This is a genomic window from Mycolicibacterium peregrinum (assembly GCF_001665625.1).
Lineage (GTDB): Bacteria > Actinomycetota > Actinomycetes > Mycobacteriales > Mycobacteriaceae > Mycobacterium > Mycobacterium peregrinum_B.
Window position 1 is genome coordinate 1 of record NZ_LZSY01000048.1, and the last position, 19,031, is coordinate 19,031.

At 65.1% G+C, this 19,031-nt stretch carries 14 protein-coding genes; all 14 read right to left on the reverse strand.

The genetic code is table 11. The annotated features are described in order from the left end of the window. A partial coding sequence (locus A5779_RS34250; RefSeq protein ID WP_207549036.1) for a hypothetical protein occupies window positions 1-290 on the reverse strand: 290 nt, incomplete at its 3' end. 445 nt (window positions 291-735) lie between these two features. Continuing rightward, window positions 736-2,580: a type VII secretion AAA-ATPase EccA gene (gene eccA, locus A5779_RS06390; RefSeq protein WP_082941555.1), complete on the reverse strand. Its 1,845-nt coding sequence runs from the start codon at window positions 2,578-2,580 to the stop codon at window positions 736-738. Further along, the gene (eccE, locus tag A5779_RS06395) at window positions 2,580-4,205 is read right to left on the reverse strand and encodes a type VII secretion protein EccE (protein WP_064880078.1); all 1,626 of its coding nucleotides are present in this window, start codon (window positions 4,203-4,205) and stop codon (window positions 2,580-2,582) included. Before eccE ends, eccA begins: the two co-directional genes overlap by 1 nt. After that, window positions 4,202-5,938, reverse strand: coding sequence for a type VII secretion-associated serine protease mycosin (mycP, locus tag A5779_RS06400; RefSeq protein WP_064880080.1), 1,737 nt, complete (start codon window positions 5,936-5,938; stop codon window positions 4,202-4,204). Before mycP ends, eccE begins: the two co-directional genes overlap by 4 nt. After that, window positions 5,935-7,533, reverse strand: coding sequence for a type VII secretion integral membrane protein EccD (eccD, locus tag A5779_RS06405; protein WP_064880082.1), 1,599 nt, complete (start codon window positions 7,531-7,533; stop codon window positions 5,935-5,937). The genes mycP and eccD overlap by 4 nt, the downstream gene beginning before the upstream one ends. Then, entirely contained in the window at window positions 7,530-9,032 is a 1,503-nt protein-coding gene (locus A5779_RS06410) for a MinD/ParA family ATP-binding protein (protein WP_064880084.1), read from the reverse strand. Before A5779_RS06410 ends, eccD begins: the two co-directional genes overlap by 4 nt. 152 nt (window positions 9,033-9,184) lie before the next feature. Further along, window positions 9,185-10,102 carry an ESX secretion-associated protein EspG gene (locus A5779_RS06415; RefSeq protein ID WP_064880086.1) on the reverse strand — a complete coding sequence of 306 codons (918 nt, stop codon included), beginning with the start codon at window positions 10,100-10,102 and terminating at the stop codon, window positions 9,185-9,187. A gap of 100 nt (window positions 10,103-10,202) precedes the next feature. Further along, the gene (locus tag A5779_RS06420; RefSeq protein ID WP_082941557.1) at window positions 10,203-10,493 is read right to left on the reverse strand and encodes a WXG100 family type VII secretion target; all 291 of its coding nucleotides are present in this window, start codon (window positions 10,491-10,493) and stop codon (window positions 10,203-10,205) included. Window positions 10,494-10,525: 32 nt separating this feature from the next. Beyond that, window positions 10,526-10,828: a WXG100 family type VII secretion target gene (locus tag A5779_RS06425; RefSeq protein WP_064880088.1), complete on the reverse strand. Its 303-nt coding sequence runs from the start codon at window positions 10,826-10,828 to the stop codon at window positions 10,526-10,528. A 162-nt stretch (window positions 10,829-10,990) separates the two neighbouring features. Then, window positions 10,991-12,172, reverse strand: a complete 1,182-nt coding sequence (locus A5779_RS06430) for a PPE family protein (protein ID WP_064880090.1) — start codon at window positions 12,170-12,172, stop codon at window positions 10,991-10,993. 29 nt (window positions 12,173-12,201) lie between these two features. Further along, the gene (locus A5779_RS06435; RefSeq protein ID WP_064880092.1) at window positions 12,202-12,498 is read right to left on the reverse strand and encodes a PE family protein; all 297 of its coding nucleotides are present in this window, start codon (window positions 12,496-12,498) and stop codon (window positions 12,202-12,204) included. A gap of 71 nt (window positions 12,499-12,569) precedes the next feature. Further along, window positions 12,570-16,796: a type VII secretion protein EccCa gene (eccCa, locus tag A5779_RS06440; RefSeq protein ID WP_064880094.1), complete on the reverse strand. Its 4,227-nt coding sequence runs from the start codon at window positions 16,794-16,796 to the stop codon at window positions 12,570-12,572. Next, window positions 16,793-18,334 (reverse strand): type VII secretion protein EccB, encoded by a 1,542-nt coding sequence (gene eccB / locus A5779_RS06445; RefSeq protein ID WP_064880096.1) that lies wholly within the window; start codon window positions 18,332-18,334, stop codon window positions 16,793-16,795. The genes eccCa and eccB overlap by 4 nt, the downstream gene beginning before the upstream one ends. Window positions 18,335-18,477: 143 nt before the next feature. After that, the coding region (locus A5779_RS06450) for a C40 family peptidase (protein ID WP_064880098.1) at window positions 18,478-19,031 on the reverse strand (554 nt) is incomplete at its 5' end.

Consider the following 19,031-nt stretch of genomic DNA (forward strand, 5'->3'; position numbering starts at 1 on the left):
CGTACATAAATCCGTGAGCCCTTCTCGTCGACAAGAAGAACCCCCATCCCGTTGCCCGCCTTGACTTTTAGAGTCGAGTTGGGAGTCTGCCGCCGCAACCGCGACATCAGAAACGTTTCCAAAACCGAGCACGACACCGTGATCGGTCGGACATGGCTGCCCTGATCGATAAAGCGATCCGGGACTTCCGGATGTCGCGCGGCCAGATCGCCGTGCGCCTCGCCCAAAACCTGGGCGTGCTGGCGAACGAGTTCCTCCACGAGCCGCTGCGGATCGTCGTGTAGTTCCATGGGGTAAACATTTACCCCGGCATCCCACAATCCACGTCGCGCCACGCCGCTGACTTTCGCCGAAAATCTGGCCGCCCATGACCTAACAGGTTACATGTGAGTGCAGGTAAAAACGCAGTTCAACACACCTCTATGACGCTATTTGAGAATTTAACCCCTGATAAGAGCAGAGGCGAGATAGTGATAGAAGGCTGGATAGCGGGGAGAGAACCGGGACTCGTAGCGCCGGGCGACTTGAATATCGAAGCCGTTGCCCACCAGCACCATGATGTTGTGCTGGTGCCTCAGGTCCGAGTACTCGGCAGACGTGAACTCGCGATATCCCACGCCTGGCCCCGCCCATCTCTCCCGTTCGAGCCGTCCGCGTTCGTTGCGCGCCGGCTTCCCCACGGGTGATTTTAGGCCCCGCGCGGCGGTGAGCAGGGATACGGCGGCTCGGAACCGGTCAGGCGGTGGTCGGAATGACCGAGTCGAGATCGACGGCGCCCGGGACAGCGGTGGCCAGAACGGTTCTCAAAGCTGGGCCGATATCGCGTTCGGTGATCGTGGTCATGGTCGTGTTGTCGACCTCGCCGGTGTCGAGTTCTTCGGCGATACGCAGCATCTGCTCGTCGAAGCTCTCCTCGATCACGTTGCGGATGAAGCGGCCGTTGCCGGCGACGTCGAGAACACGCCGCGGTTTACCGGGTTGGCCGTTGGAATCGGTCGTCTCCACCTGGTGCTCGGCCAGCTTGGCGCAGACCTGCTCCAGAAGCTCGCTGGCCGCCGGGTCGATGGTCGACTCTTTCTGGGCCGCTATGGAAGCCGCGATCTCACCCAGCTCAGTCGGGTTGTACGACCCGAACCGAAGTCTCCGTGTTACTCGGCTGCCCAGGCCTTCGTTGGACGCCAGGAATCGGTCGATCTCGTCGTCGTAGCCGGCGATGATCACCATGAGCCGATGCCGATCGTTCTCCATGCGGGCAAGGAGTGTGTCGACGGCCTCCTTGCCGAAGGCGTCCCCGCCCGACAGGCCTTCCTGGATCAGGGCGTAGGCCTCGTCGATGAACAACACCCCGCCGAGGGCCTCGTCGATCTTCTTGTCGGTTTTCTCGGCGGTCTGCCCGAGGTAGCCGGCGACGAAGTCGGCGCGTTTGGCTTCAACGACTTTCGGTGTGGGCAGGATCCCCAGGCCGCAGTAGATGTTGGCCACCACGCGGGCGATGGTGGTCTTGCCGGTCCCTGGTGGCCCGGTGAATGCCATGTGGTGGCTGCGGATGATCAGTGGAAGTCCACGCTCTTCTCGAACCTTGTTGACTTTCACAGTTGCCCGCAGCTTGTGCACCTGCCGTTTGACCTCGACAAGGCCGATCTGCCTGTCCAGTTCGGCCTCGGCCTCGGCGAGCAGCTCGGCTTGCTGGTCGGCCTGCTCGGTCTCTGGGGTGGGTTCGGTGTTCGGATCCCACGGGTCGGTACGGGCTTCGATCGTTTCAGGGTTGGTGATCGTGAGCCGGCGGTCCTTGTCGTCTTGCGCCTGGCGTGCGGGGGCGAACTTGGGGTCGCGTGCGTACACGCGCCGCAAGAGTTGAGCAGCGTCGTCGTGTTTGCCCAGATGGCGCAGGCACATGGCTTGGGTGTAGAGCGCGATCGTGGCCGCGTGCGGTACCAGTTCGTTGTCGATCGCGGTTTGAGCTCGGCGGTAGGCGTCCTCGAACACGCCCAGTGAGGCTAGCGCCGTGCTGGCCATCGCGGCGGCCGCGGCGCCGTAGACCGGTTTGCGCCAGACCTTGTCGACGGTGAAGAACCGCAGGACGTCGGGCCAGCGTTTGGCCTGGAAGTGCAGCACTCCTTGTGCGTAGGTGTGCAGGTCGGCGTCGAATGGGTCGGTCGGTGACAACTCGTCGAGCACCTCATTGGCATCGGCGTAGCGGCCTTCGCGGGCCAGCGCCGTCGCATAGGCGGTCAGCAAGGAATCGCGGGAGGTGATCTCCTGGCTCACGAACAGTCCATCGAAAACCATTGGGCAGAAAGAGGACTGCAAGATACCGAGACGCTGAAATTCCCAGCCGAACGTTGCCCGTGCCTCGCAGGCCCCCGCCAATGTCTTGGCCGAGTCGTCGCCGGCGTGGATGCGCGCCAGCCAGGCGTCACACATCGACGGGTCGGTGTCGGTGGCGATCCGGAAAGACTTGGCCGCCACCTCGGGGTTGTTACTGGGCATCATGTTGTTCACACTCACGCCCGAGGCCAACAGCCCTCGGGTGAGCGCCTGACGGGCCGCCTCTGCGCTCTGCATGTTCGCCACGGTCATCAGGCCACCCGCCCCCGCTTCTGTGTCCGGATCAGATTGCGCTCGGTGCTCAGGTCGGAGTTCAACCGGTGAGTGAACTCAGCGGTGCGCAGGACGCACGTATTTTCCGAGTCCTGTTCCAGGTGAACATCAGCGACGCTGGCGGTGCGCGCCGGCACCAACCGTACCGTGATGGCAGCGCGCGGGCCGGCGGCAGCGCGGGCCGCGCTGGATCCTGCCGAGGAGCGCGGATCGTCGTAGATCACCATCACCCCGTCGCCGTTGTTGGGCAGTTTCGGTGGCAGGCCGGGAACGATGTGCAAACCTGCCCCTGTGGCATCGCGCCACATGTCCGGCCGCGACGAACGCACCAATACCTGGTAGCCGATCGCCGCGTGGCTCATCGCCAGTTGCAGCATCTGGGCGACTTCACTGGCCACAGTGACGCTGGCCGTTGACGCGGGTACCGCGTTGGCGAGGCTGACCAGCAGCAGGTGCCCGCTCATGGTGGAACCGATGATGACGCCCGTCGAGCCGATAGGTGCCCGCAGATCCTCGCCGGCGCGCAGGAGCCGATGGGGAACTCTCAGACGCGGGGTGGGCGCGTCGGCCACGCTTGCGCGCACACCCAGGTCATGCCGCCCCGACAGAGGGTTGAGGCCAAGGATGGGTGGTTCACGCAGCGGACCTCCGGTGGCGTAGCGCACCAACAGCCCGACCTCGGTGGACTGTTCCGGCCCGGGCCGCAGCTGCAGGGCGGTGGCGGTGTAGTCGCAGTCGGGAACCCAGACCCGGTCGAGCGTCTCGCTCGAAATATCCTGCGGGGACACCCAATACGCAGTGACGGAGCCGCCATCATGATGCAGGCCCGCCCAGCCCGGGCGCGACGGTTCGCCAATACCGGCGCCCAATACGGTGTCAATGTCGGCGAGCTCGGCGGCATCGACCACCCGGGCCGGGCAGTGCTGAGCGGTCAGCTCGGCCGCCAACCGCTGCGCACATGCAGTCAACGTGGCGGCCACAGATTCTCGGCACGCGACCGCATCAACGTTGTCATGGCTGTTCATCCGCAGCACGCAGACGGTGCGGCGACTGCCCATCGCACCGTGATCGCCTACCTTCCTCGAGTAGGTTGCCGCATAGGGGTGGTGCTGGTTGGGTGCCCGGCGCCGACCGACGCTGAGCACGTCAATTCCCGACAGCGTCACATCGAACTGCCGCAGGGCCTCGGCGACAACCGCGATCGGCAGACTGGCCGGTGATTGCACGCGGTTGTGGTCAAGCACCGACGGAGTGTGTGAGCGCCCGTCCACCGCAACCACCGCGATCAGCTCTTCGCCATGGGCACGCACCGCAGCCGACGTCGGCGGCCACTGCGTCGTGTGATCGGCGGCCTCAGTCACCGCCAGCAATCCTGTCGCCGGCCGGCGCCGCACGAGACGACCGACCAGGGTCAACACATGTTCGTGACGCCACGTCAGCAGGACAGCGGCGACCACCACCACGGCGACCCCGATCGACACCCACACCGTGGCCGGACCGGCCAGTGTCGAGGAGACCACTGCCAGAACCACTACAGCGGCGAGGAACGCCACGGCCAGCCGCGCCCAGCTCGCCCGCACACCGAGTGCGAACATCGGCTTCATCGGACCCTCCTCGATCGCATCGCGGTCAACCCCACAGTGATCACGCACAGTGCGAGCACGCCACCGATCCCGCCGAGAGCGACCCACACCGGTGTCATGTTCCGCGGTGGCGGAGCAGGCGGGATGAACAGTGGCGACGAAAGACGTTCCGGCCCAACGCGAGCGCCGGGATCCTTCAAGTCCCACGTCAGTGCGGCGACCGGATCGACGATGCCGTGACCGACCTGGTTGTCGACGCCGCGGGCCGGCGGCCGAGCCGTGCTGATGAGCCGATTGATCACCTGGTGAGCTGTGAGCTCCGGGTACTTGGCTCGCACCAGCGCCGCGACACCGGAGACGATCGCCGCGGAGAACGACGTGCCGGCCGGCGCCACCATGGCGTTGTCGCGGCCTTCGGTGGCGTTGATCAGCCCGTCGTCGCGGGGCGAGAGGCTGACAACGTCGGTGCCGGGAGCGGCGAGACCCACCCACGGGCCCGCGACGCTGAGATCGGTCAACGGATTGCCTCCGGAGTCCACCGCCCCGACCGTCAGGACGTACTGGTCGAACCACGCCGGCGTCACCACGGTCTTGACCTGGCCCCAGTTGCGCGGATCATCCGGTGTCATCGGGTTGTACTGCGGGTTCTGCTCGCAGTCAGTGTTGCCACCCGACCCGGTATTGCCGGCAGCGGCCACAATCACCGCGTTCTTCTCCACCGCGGCGTAGCGCAGGGCGGCACCCAGCGCACCCTGGTCGATCACATTCAACGCGTTCATGCACGACACCGCACTGATGTTGATCACCTGGGCGCCCATGTCCGCGGCGTGACGGACCGCGCGAGCCATCGTCTGGATGTCGCCGGCCTTCTTCCGCGTGGCCGGATCCTGATCGCCGCTGAATGCATCCTTGGGGCTGAACGCTTTTGAGGACTGCCGGATCGAGATGAGCTCCACATCCGGTGCCACACCGGAGAATCCGTCGGCCGGCGGCGGCGGTGGTGGCGGTGGCGGGGCTGGCTCGGCCGGCACCTCGGCGCCGTCGACCGGTTCTTGCGGGATGTTGAATCGGTTGCTCACCGCTTGCACCCGCACATCCGTGCCGGTCGGCTGCCACGCCGACGGCGCTACACCCGGTTCCCCTGGCGGAGGCGGCGGACCAGCGGGCGCCGGCGGCGGCGGAGGTGGTGGTGATGGGACTTGCACGATCACCGTTTGCGGCGGCGGTGGTGGCGGCGGCGCTTCGCTCGTCGGAACGGTGTCCGGCCGGCGGGGCTGGCGCGGCGGCGGCAATGGGGTCTTGCCGTCCATCGGTGCCGCGGCGATCAGCGATGCCACCCACGTGCCGTGCGCATCGCAGTCCGCCAGACCGTCACCGCCCTCCATCACATAATCGCCCCCGCCGATGAGGTTGGGCAGGCGAGGATGTGGGCTGACCCCGGTGTCGATCACGGCGACCTTGACGCCGGCGCCGCGCCCCCACCGCCACGCCTCGGGCAGATTGAGCATGTCCATGTAACGCGGCTGCACCCTGTAGTCGGTGTCAGGAAGCGTGGCCACGCGGGTGCAGTAGGCGCCTTGACGCATCGGTTCTGGCGGCCCGGGCGGACCGTCAGGCGGCAACGCGCCCGGGTCGACGCTGGGCGGTTCGATCGCCCAGGCGGTCGGCGCACCCCACAGCGTGGAGGTGGCCACCAAACTCACCGCGGCGACGGCCGAAACCATCGGCGCCAGAAGGCGACTGCGCCGGTTCATGAGCGGTACCTGATCGCAGAGAACACTTCCATCGCCCAGAACGTCAGCGGCCACACCGCCGCCAGAAGGAGGTACTCAATCCATTCCACGAACTGCTCGAACACCGGCGTGTAGGTGCTGCGCGGGACAATAACGGCGGCGATCAGGCCGACGGTCGGAAGCGCCACGATCAGCCCGCATCCGACGAGCAGCGCGGGAAGCGACCACAGCTGCAAGACGTAGCGCAGCGCCACCACCACGATGATCGTCACGGCGGTCACTGCGAGGATCGACGACTGCCACCGATCGGTGTAGGACCGGCCGTGCAGCAGCACCGCAGCGGCCACCACACCGGCCAGCGCCACCATCAGCCACCGCCGGGGAGCATGCGGATCGCACAGCCCCAGGCAAGCGATCACCAGAAGAATACTGAAGGCCATCAACATGCCCGTGATGTAGACCCGGGCCCGTTCGGTGTTCAGCGCCACCTGCTGTACCGACTCCGGGCCTTCCAGCACCGGGCGGCCACCCACGACCACCACGACCTCACTAGGCAGATACGGCCGAGTCTCAAACACCCACGGCCGCCCTGGAGGCGGCATGACCGGCAACCGGATCTTGCCAGCAATACGGGCCAGGCCCGGGGTGACTTTCATCCCGACCATCGCCACCAGGAGCACACTGGCCAGCAGCACCGGAGCCGATGTCACCAACAGCATCCGCACCCCTCCGGTCACCAACGCCACCAGCCCAAGAACGATCACCGCCGTGCACAATGAGATGTGACGGCCCGTGTACCGCAACGTCAGTCCGGCGGCGGCCAGCGCCACCGTGGCACCCAGCGCACCATGCGGAGCCCCGAGCGGGCCCGGGACGACCAGAGCCGCAGCGACAGCTGTAGCAGCGCAGCCCGTGAGCCGTAACGTGTCGGCCACCGCGACCTCGGTCTGCCATTCCGACCACGCGTGCCGATCGGACGAGTCGTCTTCGACAAGCGCACGCCGTGTCACCCCGGCCCGCATCGCCAGCACGGTAGCGGCCACCAGGAGCGCCAGCGCAACCACGGCCGCTGCCGCTGCCGGCACGAGCCCGTCGTGGCCGTAGCGCCAACGCGCCAGCACCGCCAGCACCACGAACACGCTCGTCGACAGCAACCCAACACCAATGCGGGCGGCCAGGCCCGGGGTGATCTTCTGCCGGTTGCGGCTCAACTCGGTCGCCGCGGCCGTGGTCACATTCTCGATAACCGGGGTGCGCGATTCGGTGTCGTCGACGAACTGCAGCCACAGTTTGGTGCCGTCGACCACGCCTTGCTCGGCCAGTGAACGCGACGGGCGCAGCATGGTGCCGTCAACCCAGCACAGCGCCCACCGGCCCCGCACGACCTTTCCTTTGCCGTCGGTCGCGCCGGCCGGTTGCAGCTTGGGTCGTCCGATCTGGTCGAGTCGCTGGTTGGACAGATCGACCAGGGCCGACATGTGTCGCGACACCGGGGCCACCGCATCGAGCACGACCGCGAACTGAACGTCGGCCACCATCAATGCCACCTGCACTCGGTTGGCCGAAGGCGACGGGGCTGCCGATACCCCGCTCACGTGTGGCTGCACCGCCGTCATCGGGGGCTCACCCCACCGGGTGTGGGAAAGCCTTCCGCCACCCATGCGGCAATTTCGGTGTAGGCCAACCGAGTTGGCTTACGCAGAGCGTCGAAGTCCAGGACCGCGCCGTCACGAAGATGCTCATCGAACGGAACGAACTTCACCGCCCCGACCCGCTGTTCCAGCGAGTGAGTGACGGCGGTCACGAATTTCTTTTCAGCGCAGTCGTATACGTCGTTGAGCACCACCACCGACCGGCGAAGCAGATCATGCTTACCCCTGGCGGCCAGCCAGTCGATGGTCTGTTCGGCGGCCGCGGCCCCGTCGAAGTTCGCCGTTCCCACGATCACCAATGCGTTGGCCGCACGCAACACCGCTGGCATCACCTGGTGCTCGACATTGGCGCCGCAGTCGATCAACCCCAGCTGATAGAACCGGCGCGTACGAGAAAGCGTCGCGGTGAACATATCCGCCGTCAAGCCCAGTGGATTGGCCACATTCTGGTTTCCCGCAAGAACTTCCAGCCCTTGCGGGTTCTGGCCCGTGCGTGCGCGCGACTGCGGATAGGTGTCGGTGTAGTTGCGCTTCTGAATCTCCTCGCCATCGGCGAAGTACTCGCGGATGGTCGACGTAGCGCGGGGATCGACGACGCGGCCGAGCGCCCCATAGGTCGGATTGGCATCGATGGCGATGACCGGCTCATTGCGGTACATCGCGAACACCGTGCCGATCCCCGCCGTCGTGCGTGTCTTGCCGACACCACCCTTGATCGACAGCACCGCAACTTCGTAGTTGCCCGGAATGTTCCCCGCGATCTGGGCTTGCCGCTCCAGCTGCAGTCGCTCCGCCGGTCCCGCACCGAGATTCACCACGTGCCCACTGCCGACATACACCGCGTGCCGCCAGCCCTCCTCGGGTGGTATCCGGCGGGTCTTGACCAGATCGTCGTGACGAAGATGGCGGGTTGCCTCGGTAGCCCAGGCCGGCGCGAGTGACCCGTCACTGGCCGACGCCCAACTCGCAATCTGCAGTGGCGCTAAGGATTCACTGTCGGATCCGGGCCGTGAGACCGCAACACCATGGCCATCGGGGTACGGCTGTCGTGCGTGCCACTGTTGCCCGGTGCTCTGATTCGCCTGTGGCTGCTGGCCGTTGACGGGCTGGTGCTGGCCCGGATGCTGATACTGCCCCGGCGGCTGGTACTGGACAGCCTCAGCATTGGCAGATGGCGCCGGTAGGCGCCGGCTCGCAGGAGCATCGTTCTGCCGCTGGTCGGCTCGTCGCGCCGCGTCTGGTTGAGCCGCGTGCCGCGCGATCACCTCCGCGACCTCGGCCGACATTGGGCCAACGATCGTCGGGTCATCGACGACTGGCCGGCTGGGCTCGCTGACCTCCGGCTCGGGAGGCAAGGCGGGTTCGGTCAACGGATCCTTCTTCCCCTCGGCCGCCTCGTCCGCGCTGTCGCTGCTTCTGGCCTGATCGCTGAAATAGCGCGTTGCGAAATCCTGGTTGTCCATTTCTCAATCCACCCCAATTGCTCACTGTGACGGGCTCTGCACCAATCCTATGGCCCACAAATACCGCTTAGCGACGGTCAACCGTGACTTTCCGTGATCCATTTGCCCGATCGCGCTTTGTCCACCATGACCAGCCGTTATCGGATCGCATGTCATGCGCGGCGATGCGTCTCCCATGACCGAACCCCCACCCCTGCCAGCACCGTCTTCACCCCCTGCTCGATCTGGACTGCGCTGCCCGGGGCGATCGTCATCCATTCCTGCGCAGCCCCGCGGACCGAGGGCAACTGATAGAGCACAACCCTGCCAGCATCACTGTCACGGACATCCAGCGTGGAGGAACTGGTGTGTACCGCTGCTTCGTCGTAGGCCCGCGCATACAGCACCGCCTCGGCCACCGGCGCATCCATGAGCTCGCCGAGCTCGACGAGGTCGGCCGCCCGCACGCCCATGGTGCGCAACGCGGTGTCACGTTGCGGCGAATCCGCCTCAAGCCCGGCTCGTTCGGCCGCGGCCGTCAGGATCTCCTCCAACGACACATTGATCGCGGTCATCCGTGACGGCCCACATGGATGCAGAGTGTCGAGCAGGCCGACGACCAGGCCGACCAGCCAACGAGCATCGCCGCTGCCGCCGCCGTCGACGTCGTCGATCGTCACGTCGTCCCCAGCGCGAACGGCCGACACCCAGTGTCCGTCCTGTCGAGCGAGCACCACCCTCAACTCCCCGTCCGGGATCGATCGCCATGTGCTCGGATCGTCGAGATCGGGAATGGACTGTTGCCGCGCGCCCGGGCCCACCTGAACTGCCACCTCGACGTCGGGAACCGCCAGAACGCGAAGCCGCCGGGCCAGTGATTCGATAACCCGTCCGTCAGGGTCGACCATGCCTTGCTCGCGTAATCCTTCGACCGCAGGATGGCCGTTGAGCCACTCGTCGCTGCGGGCAGCGCCGTAGGGCCACGCCTCCAATTCCGGTGCCAGCCGTGGGATTCCGAGCATCGCTTGCAGCACCCACAGGGCTGGCATGTTGACGGTCACGTCGCCCGCAGACTCGCGTGTCGCGCTCATTATTGCTCTCGTTTCTCGATGTCGTTGATACGGCAAAGCGGCGGCACCCATGTCGCAGGGTGCCGCCGCTTCTCGCCGCGATGAGTCGTTGGGCGTGGGCCTAGATCCACGAACCGCCGACGGCGCTGTCGGTGTGCGCCATGTTGTTGCCGGCTGTGCGCACCTTGTTTCCGTGCTCGCTCAGCGACTGGTAGATGGTTTGGAAGTTGCGGCCCAACTCGGTGACGAACTGTTGGTAGGCGTTGCTGCCCGCGCCGCCCCAGAACTCCGCGGACGCTTCGACGTCACGCAGGATGGCCTGATGCACCGCCTCCAACTGCCCGGCCTGGGCGGCCAGGGTCATGCCGTGATGGTCGACATCTTCGAATCCGTACTTCATCGGTTGTGACATGGTTGATTTCTCCTCAGGATGCCGGGTTGTCGTTAGCTCGACAGAATCTGCGTCGACTCGTGCTCGCGCTGTTCGTACTCGTCGGCGCTGCGATTGAGCTTGTCGCTGACGCCCTGCGTCATGTCGACGATGTTGCGGAACGCCCGCATCATTTCTTCGAGCGTCCCCGTCGACGTCGTATTGGCGTTGCCCGTCCAGCCTGCGCCGGCGATCCCGGTCGCCGAAGCCCAGGCCTTCTTCGACTCGGCGTCGATCGTCTGGGAGTTTCCGTGGAACCGGCCGGCGTAGTCGCGCATCGCCGCGGGATCGCTGAGGAAGTTTGCCACCGTGCTCATGTGTATCTCCTTGTCGGAAATGGCAGTTCAAATTCGTGTTTGCTGTACGCAATTCGAAGTCTAGTGGCGGGATATGCCACTGCAACGGTCAAAAGAAATTGGTTGGAAAAATCTTTGACCCCCTCTTTGTGTCAATCACATAGGATCGAGTTTGCCTGCTCGTCATCGCGGATCCGGCAGAACCCGTACCACCGACCCGTAGCGGGGCTGCCCGCCGTCCCCCTGGCCGTCACGGCCTCCCATTGCACCCACCGGGGCGCCGGCCATGCCGGTACTCCCGGATGCTGGCACCGCGCCGGTCGGTGTGGTCGCCGACGCTGGTACCACCGTGGTGTTCGTGGTCGCACCGTTCTGGGTGCCGGCCGCCCATGTCGCTGGCACCGACAGCCCACTGATGCTGCCGCCGCGCCCAAGGGCCGCTGACACCGGACCAGCGCCCCCGCTGACCAGGCCCCCACCCCCGCCGCTGAGTGCCGAAAGGGCGCCCGTAGGCGCGGCGGTGATGCCCGAGGCGTTGACGGCGCTGGTCAAGCCGGGGTTGTTCATCGCCCCCATGAGCGGGCTCAGCAGCGATTGAAACTGGCCCATGCTCTGCAGCGGTGCGGTCGCAGGTTGGGAAAGACCTTGCAGCGCTTGCGGAATCATGCTCATGAACTGTGGGCCCATGGACAGCATGGACTGGGCATCCATGTTGCCTGGCATCGAGGTGGTTTGCAGGCTCGCGTTGGCGACTTTCTCGCTGGCGTTGCCGGCCGCCTTCCCGCCCGCCTCTGTCACCGCCAAGCCCTGCGTGGCCAGGCCCGCCGGGTTGGTGTTTGGCGGCGGTGGGATGAACGGCGTCGCCGCCAGACCACTAGACACCCCCGCGGCGTCCGCGGAATATCCGTAGAGGACCGTGGCGTCCTGCACCCACATCTCGTCGTATGCCGCGATCGTGGCCGCGATCGCGCCGCTATTCACGCCCATGAAGTTGGTGGCGATGAGGGTCTGCAGGGCATTGCGGTTGGCTTCGATCGCCGCTGGTGGAACCACTCCCGCCCGGGCGGTTTCGAACACCGCGGCTGCCTGAGTGGCGGCCAGACCTGCCGCCTCTGACTGTGCCGCGGTAGCCAAGATCCACGTCACGTATGGTGCGGCCGCGGTCGCCATCGACAGTGACGACGGTCCCTGCCAGGAGGTGGTCAGCAGGGCATCGACGACAGCCTGATAAGCCGCGCCGACACTGCCCAGCTCCGCGGCCAGAGTGTGCCAGGCCGTCGCGGCCGCGACCATGGCGCCCGAACCAGGTCCGGCATACATCCGGCCGGAGTTGATCTCCGGAGGAAGACCACCGTAATCAGTCATCTGCTAGTCAGATCGAAGGTTCGCCGCTGCTACATCGACGCAAGAACGTTGAGGGCCTCGGTGGCTTCATAGCTGCCGGCCCCCACACCCATCGTGGTCACGAACATCTCATTGACCGCCGTCGCCACCCCACCTGCCGCCTGGTACACCCCGCCATGAGTGGCGAACGACAGGGCAAGCAGCGCCGAGGTGGGATCGGCCGCCGGCGGGAGAACACCGGTGGTCGGAGCGGCGACGGCGCCATTGGCTGCCGTCATGGTCGAGCCGAGTCCCTGCAGTTCTCCGGCGGTTGCCAGCATTGCTGCCGGACTGGTGCTGACAAACATGAATTTTCCTCCCGACGTCACGATGTGAGACTCAGCATAACGGCGGTCTACAGGTTGCGCCGTAGCCAAAATCAACCATTCTCAGTACCCACCGGAACCCATCCCACCTGCACGTATGATCCCGATCCACCGGTACCCATCAAGAATCCGCGCCCTTGAGGCATCGGATGACCTTTCCACCTTCCGCGAACAAACCCTTCGTCCGAATCGGAATCCATCACCAGCAAATCTGCGTTTGCTTGCATCATTGTTGCTAGCAGGGGATCGCGTCCCGCCACGCTCATCCAGCCACCGAATTGACGGCTGTAGATGATGTGGAGTCCGACATCTTCGGCGGCGTTCGCCGCCTCCATCAACGGCGTGAACACGTGGTTGTAACCCGCCGGCAGGCGCTCGGCATCGTCGATCACCAGGAAGATCTCCGGGCCCGTCCAAGACTTCTCGAACGTGGCATCCATCGCCAGGTCAGCCTGCGGGAGCCGGTCAGCCAAAACCGTGCTGAGACGTTCCGCCAGCTGTCCAGTGGTGTCGGTGCGGTAGGAGAAGACCTCCACATAGCTGTCATCGAGCACCCGCAGCAGCTCACGACTCGGACTGATCAACCAGACCTGCGCCGTTGGCCGGGTGTCGTCAGCAGCCCGCACCGCTTTCGATGAACCGGGCGCATAAACCCGACCGATCTCGGACATGATCGCCGCACATGTCGTCGTGCGACCACATTGCCGGCTGCCCGTGACCACCAGGAACGGCGAGCGGGCGTTATCCAACCCCACTGGCAGCGAGAACTCGTTGACCGCCCACACCGCACCAGCATGGTTATGAGATGCAGCGGACTTGCGCAGCTGCGCAAGCTCGACGCGATTAGGCAGCTGGCGCACACGCGGGGCAGGCCGGTAACCCTCGGCCAGCTGGGACACCCTCGCCACCACGCTCTGTGCTTCGAACACCCGCTCTCCAGTTCCGCGCAACGCTGGGCGTGCCATCATGGTGTGCAGGCCGACCACATCCCACCCCTCTCGCAGATAGTTCTGCTGGACCATGCCGCGGCCCGGGCGGTTACTGGGAACCTTCTTGGCTTCCGAGGACTTCACCAGCCGCACGTTCGTCTCGTCGGCCTTCAACTCGATACGACCCTCGTTGAACAAGTCACGCATCTGTGGCGACAACTCCTGGGGCTTGCTCACCGCCACCACCACGTGGATGCCGAAGCTGCCACCTTCGCGGATCAACTTGTTGATCTCGTCGACGAGAACCTCTTTGCCGCGGAATGTCGACGCCTGATCGGTCAGGGCTGCGAAGTTGTCGATGACCAAATAGACATCGCCGAACCGGTCCTGGGCCACCGGATCGTCGGAGGCCTGCTCCCCCGCTTGCCGGCGCACAGCGGCTTTGCGGTTGCGGAACTCCTCCATCGAGGTCACACCCCACTCGAGGAATCCGCGACGACGCACGGTAAGCAGCTCCAGAAGTTCTGCCACCGTCCGTCGAATGGCGTCTTCTTCCAGCATGGTCGCGACCCGGCCCACGTGCGGGAAATCGCGCACGCTCGCCGCCAGGGAGGTGCCCGACAAGGCCAGAACGTAGAACTGCACCTGTTCTGGCGTATGCGTCATCGCCGCGGCGCAGATAAGGTCCACCAGCGTGGTGGTCTTACCTGAGCTCTGTCCACCCAGCACCATCAAATTGCCTGTGCCATCTGCCAATAGGGGTTGCTGGTCCTGCTTGAACGGTCTGTCGATGACGCCGATCGGAAACACCAGGTCGGGCTGGGCAGCGTAGCGCTCGTCCCACGGCCGGCCCAGATACATCTCGACGACGTCGTCGATCGTGCTCGGCTTGTCCAACGGCGGACCGAACAACCGATGTGGTTCGAACGGAATCGCGCGAAGCTGGTCGATGATGACTTCACCGACCTTGGGCTTACGAATAGCGCCATCGTCGTCGGAAGAGGACGACGGCGGGCTGTCGGTCTCGACGAGCTGCGCCGTAACCTCGTCCACGGTGGGCTCGTCGACGACGATCGGTGCCACCGTGAACAGCTGCGGCTCAAAGTATTCCAGCGAGCCCGTCGACAGATCGGTATCGCCGTCGTCATCCTTGACCGCGCCGGGTTTGCGGTAGTCGCGCCACATGTACTCGAACTGAATCTTGGTCAGATCGTCCGTCAGCCCGACACGCAGATAGCCCAGTCCCTTCTTGTTCGGCAGGTTCGCCGACGCCGGCACTCCGGACGCAGCTGCACTGGCCGTTGAGTCGGTTCGCAGAGCCAGCCGATACCGAATGTTGGTCGTCAGCTTGTCAGCTCGGGAGTCCACTTCCTGGCTGGCCAGCAGAAGATGGACCCACAGCGAGCGGCCCTGGCGCACGATCTGGTCGAAGATGACCGGCAAGTTCGGGTCCATCTTGAAGCCCTCGGTGAACTCGTCGACCACAACGAACAATCGAGGCATCGGATCCAGCTGAGGACCGTTAGGGTTGCGGGCCGCGTCGGCTCGACGGCGGTTGTAGTCCTCCGCATCTCCGGCATTGATGGCATCGCACATCCTCTTGCGTCGGGCGATCTCGCCGAACAGGGCGTCGACGAACCGACCCAGCTGCGTTTGGTCATCTTCAAGGTCGGTCATCACACATGACACGTGAGGTGCACCGAAAAACGGTTTCACACCCGCCCCGCCCTTGAAGTCAGCCAGAACCAGCTGCAAGATCTCCGGCGAGTGACCCAGAATCAAACTGAGCAGGAACGTTTTCAGGCCCTCGGTCTTGCCGGACCCTGTTGTGCCGACCATGATTCCGTGTGGGCCCGCGGCAGTCTCCTTGATGTCGAGTGTCAGCAGCTCCCCGGTGTCTGCTCGCGTGCCATACGGAGCGATCATCCGGTCCTCGGACAAGATGTCTCTGCGCGAACCCCACAACGCGTTGAAGTCAATGTTCGCGGGGTCATCAATGTCGTAGTAGCTGAGTATGTCGCGAGCCGGCCCGTTGCTCGGATCCTCAGCGACATCGATCATTTCGTACGCCTGAGAGAGCCGCTGCCGCGCCATGCCCATCGCGAAATTCTCTGCCTCTTCCCGGCTCATCTGGTCGGCGCGGGCGAAGAATGTCGGCTCGTTGTCGAGTTCGGGGGCGAAGGTGTTGAGATCACGCGGGACCGCGTCGACGTCGCCGGTCGGACTCACCCGCAGCAGCCGCTGCGGATTGGCGCTCGTGGGCACCACGCCGCCTAAGTCGAAGATCGTGACACCCGCGACACCATCAGGGTTGATCAACGAGCTCCACGTGGACCCATCGGACACGTCGCTGATGATCACCGTGTGCGGAAGCGGCTGGATCTGATCTTTGGCCGCGCCGTGGCGCGGATTGAACCGGTCTCGGCCCTGCAGAACAGCACCGTATTGCGCATCGTAGAAGTCCCGCACCGACGGGTAGACCATCCGCAACCCGCCCGCGGCGTCCTGGACGCGGTTGTCGGCGACATGGGGAAGCCACTTGAGCCAATCCCACTCCTCGACGTCGTCGGTGATGGCGATCAGCTGCAGGTGATCGGGCCCATGAGAGAACACCATCTGGCACACGATGGCCCGCATCAACGCCAGCGCGCGCTCACGATCGCCATCCAGCCGCCAACCCGGCTCGACGAGCAGTGAAATCAACGCCGGTGTTCCATAGGTGACCTGCTGGGCGCGAACGAACTCCTGCAGCGCAACCCCGGTCGCAGGCTCCATCTCGATATCGGTGGGCATGTCGGCCGGCTCGGCGAAGGACACCGCTTGCGCCTGCTTCAACGACGTCATACCCACACCCACCCGAATGACGCCGAACCAGGTATCACGTCCGGCCGGGCTGCGTTCCCACATCCTGCGTCCACCGAGTGCGGCTTCCAACGTCGACGTCGGCGGGTGATACCAGCGGAAGTTCTCATCCAGATCATCGGCGGCCCGATCCGAGTCGCGCCGCAGCTCATCAAGTTTCACCATGAACTGGGCGCGTAGGGCGTCCATTTTGCCTCGCGACATCTGGTTGCCCCCGCCGAACCGGCCACCGAACAGCATCGCGATGATGCCGCCGACCATCATGATCGGAAACAGCGCACCTACCCCGTTGAAGGTTCTTGCACCGCTGGCGAACGAGACCACCACGATGCCACCGACCAAGCCGATGACGCCGATGGCCACCACTACCAGCCACCACGGCTTGCCCTCGGGCACAGGGACTTTCAGCGGAGCGAGCAGATTGATCTGCCTGGGCGTGATTTTGCGCGGGGCCTCAAGAACCGTTTCGCGACCAAAACTCTTTTTCACTTCGGCTGCCTCAATTCCCCTGGCTGCTGATCTGTCGGCAAAATGTCATGGGTTACCGCCGCATCCGCTTTCGACAACACCGGGCCCAGCGTCAGCAGCTTGAGAACCACCCACGGTGCCGGGAGGGTCGCTGTGCCAAACCCCAGCGCGCGCTCTGTCTCCTGATCGCGGGGCACCCCGAAACGAGCACCCCACTCCGAGATGAACCACTGTGTTTCCACGGTCGCCGCGGCGGGATCGTTGCCCGTGGAGGCCACGTAGTTCGCCGCATCCGGCCCGAAGTACACCTTGTCGGCCAATGCGCCGGACGGATCGGGCTTAGCCCTGGACACCACCCTGTCCAGTTTGTCGGCCGTGATCGGCACCGTCGGACCCGACACCAGCGACGTCTGCGCACGGCCCTCCCCGACCGTCTTCTGCCACCACCAACACGTGGCCGGGTTGGCCTCGGTGTCCACCAGCCGCAACCGTTGATCCGGGTATGCCGAGACATCCAAGCTGTCGGTGACAGGAAGGTCAGCGAGCGCAGCGCCGGCCAGGACCGGCATCCCCGTGCCGGTTCCGTTCGCGTTCTGCAAGATCTGCGCCACCACCGGCGAGACGGTCTGCATTCCGTTGGCCAGCACCACCGAGTACGTGAGGTCACCGCCGACTTGCGGAGTCGACACCACCGATCCCACCGGGCCTGGGGCCTTCGGAAAGCCCGCTGGCTCACCGAGTTTGGGAATCATCGGCACCGACAGAGCCGATCCGACCGGGATCGCATCGAACAACGCCTTGCTCATCGGCCGCGCCGAGGAGATGTTGTCGGCGCTCACGCCCAGTGCTAGCAGGACCGGTCGCTGGGCCGGGTCAACCTTGGAGCGGCGGCCGTCCCGGATAAGCCATACACCGTCGTCATAGCGCAGCAGCACCGCCTCCTGCGGGTCGAGCACCCGCCGGCGGTCAGACAGGTCAGGCTGACCGTCAATCACGGTCACCGTCACCGGCTCTGGGGCGCCGGCGCCGAATGCCTTCGTGACCGCGTCGCACACCAGCCACGACGATTTGGGCGGCGAGGTCACAGCCAGCTGGTCCGGGGCGCCGGGGATACCCACCAGTGTTCCCCGTGGCCGCGACTCGATCTCACTGTTGCGGACCCGCACAGGGTTGTCCGCAGATCCCGCGATCAACCGCGCCGACGCCAGATTCAGAACAGGACGCAAGGTGTCGCCGACCCGCACATACAGCGCGTTCGTGTTCTGGTCGGCAATGATCTTGGACTGCCCCGCCGATCCCGCCGGCCGCAGAAACGACCAAAACAAGGCGCCCAGGCAGATCACCACTACGACGGTCGCACCGGCCAGATGAGCCATCGACTGCCTGCGATGCTGATCGGACTCCATGCCGACATACCAGCGGGTCAATGCCGTGACGGCACGCCGCGCATTGAACTGGTGCGCGGTTACCTGCACCCGAGTTGCATAGCCCAGCCCGCGGCCCCGCCACCGCGACCCACCTGAAGTCGCGTTCTGATCCCGTTCTTGCTGCTCAGCCACCCCGTCTACCTCCCCGTCCGCCCAGGCGAACGCATTCGCGTATCCCCAAACTAACGGTGGCCAGCACCCTCAACCACACCAAAATCCATCGAATCCCGCCCGATCACTGCGCCCAGTGATCGAGGCTGATGATGGTTCGGATGTCAGGCGACCCGCTTGACCACGATGGGCCCCGAGGGAATCGGCGAGTACTTCACAACCTCGCGCGAATTCGGCGCTTCAATCTGCATCGTCGGCGACACGGCCAGCGCCACATGCTCAGGAACGCCGGGAGCCGAGAAGTTCTGCAGGATGATGTCCCCGGCTCGTATATCGCTGCGCGACACCGGCATACCCACACCAATCTGCTCATACGTCCGGCGGGGCAGCTCGATCCCTGCACTCGCATAGGCCTTTTGGACCAATGACGAGCAGTCCCAGACATCAGGGCCATTCGCGCCCAGACGATACGGCTTACCCAGCTGAGCTTTGGCGAACGCGATAGCTCGCTCGATGGTCCCGCTGGGCGCGCGACCTTGCCCGAACAGTGCATTGACCTGCTGTTCGGCGCCGGATGCGCCGCGGTGGCCATTCTGGCCGCGGCCGAGTGAGGACAAGGAGCTCAGTGCGCTCAGGCCGGAGATGCCGCCACCACCGCCACCACCGGTGGGCATACCGCCACCACCGAAACTGGGCATCCCCATCCCGCCCATCATCC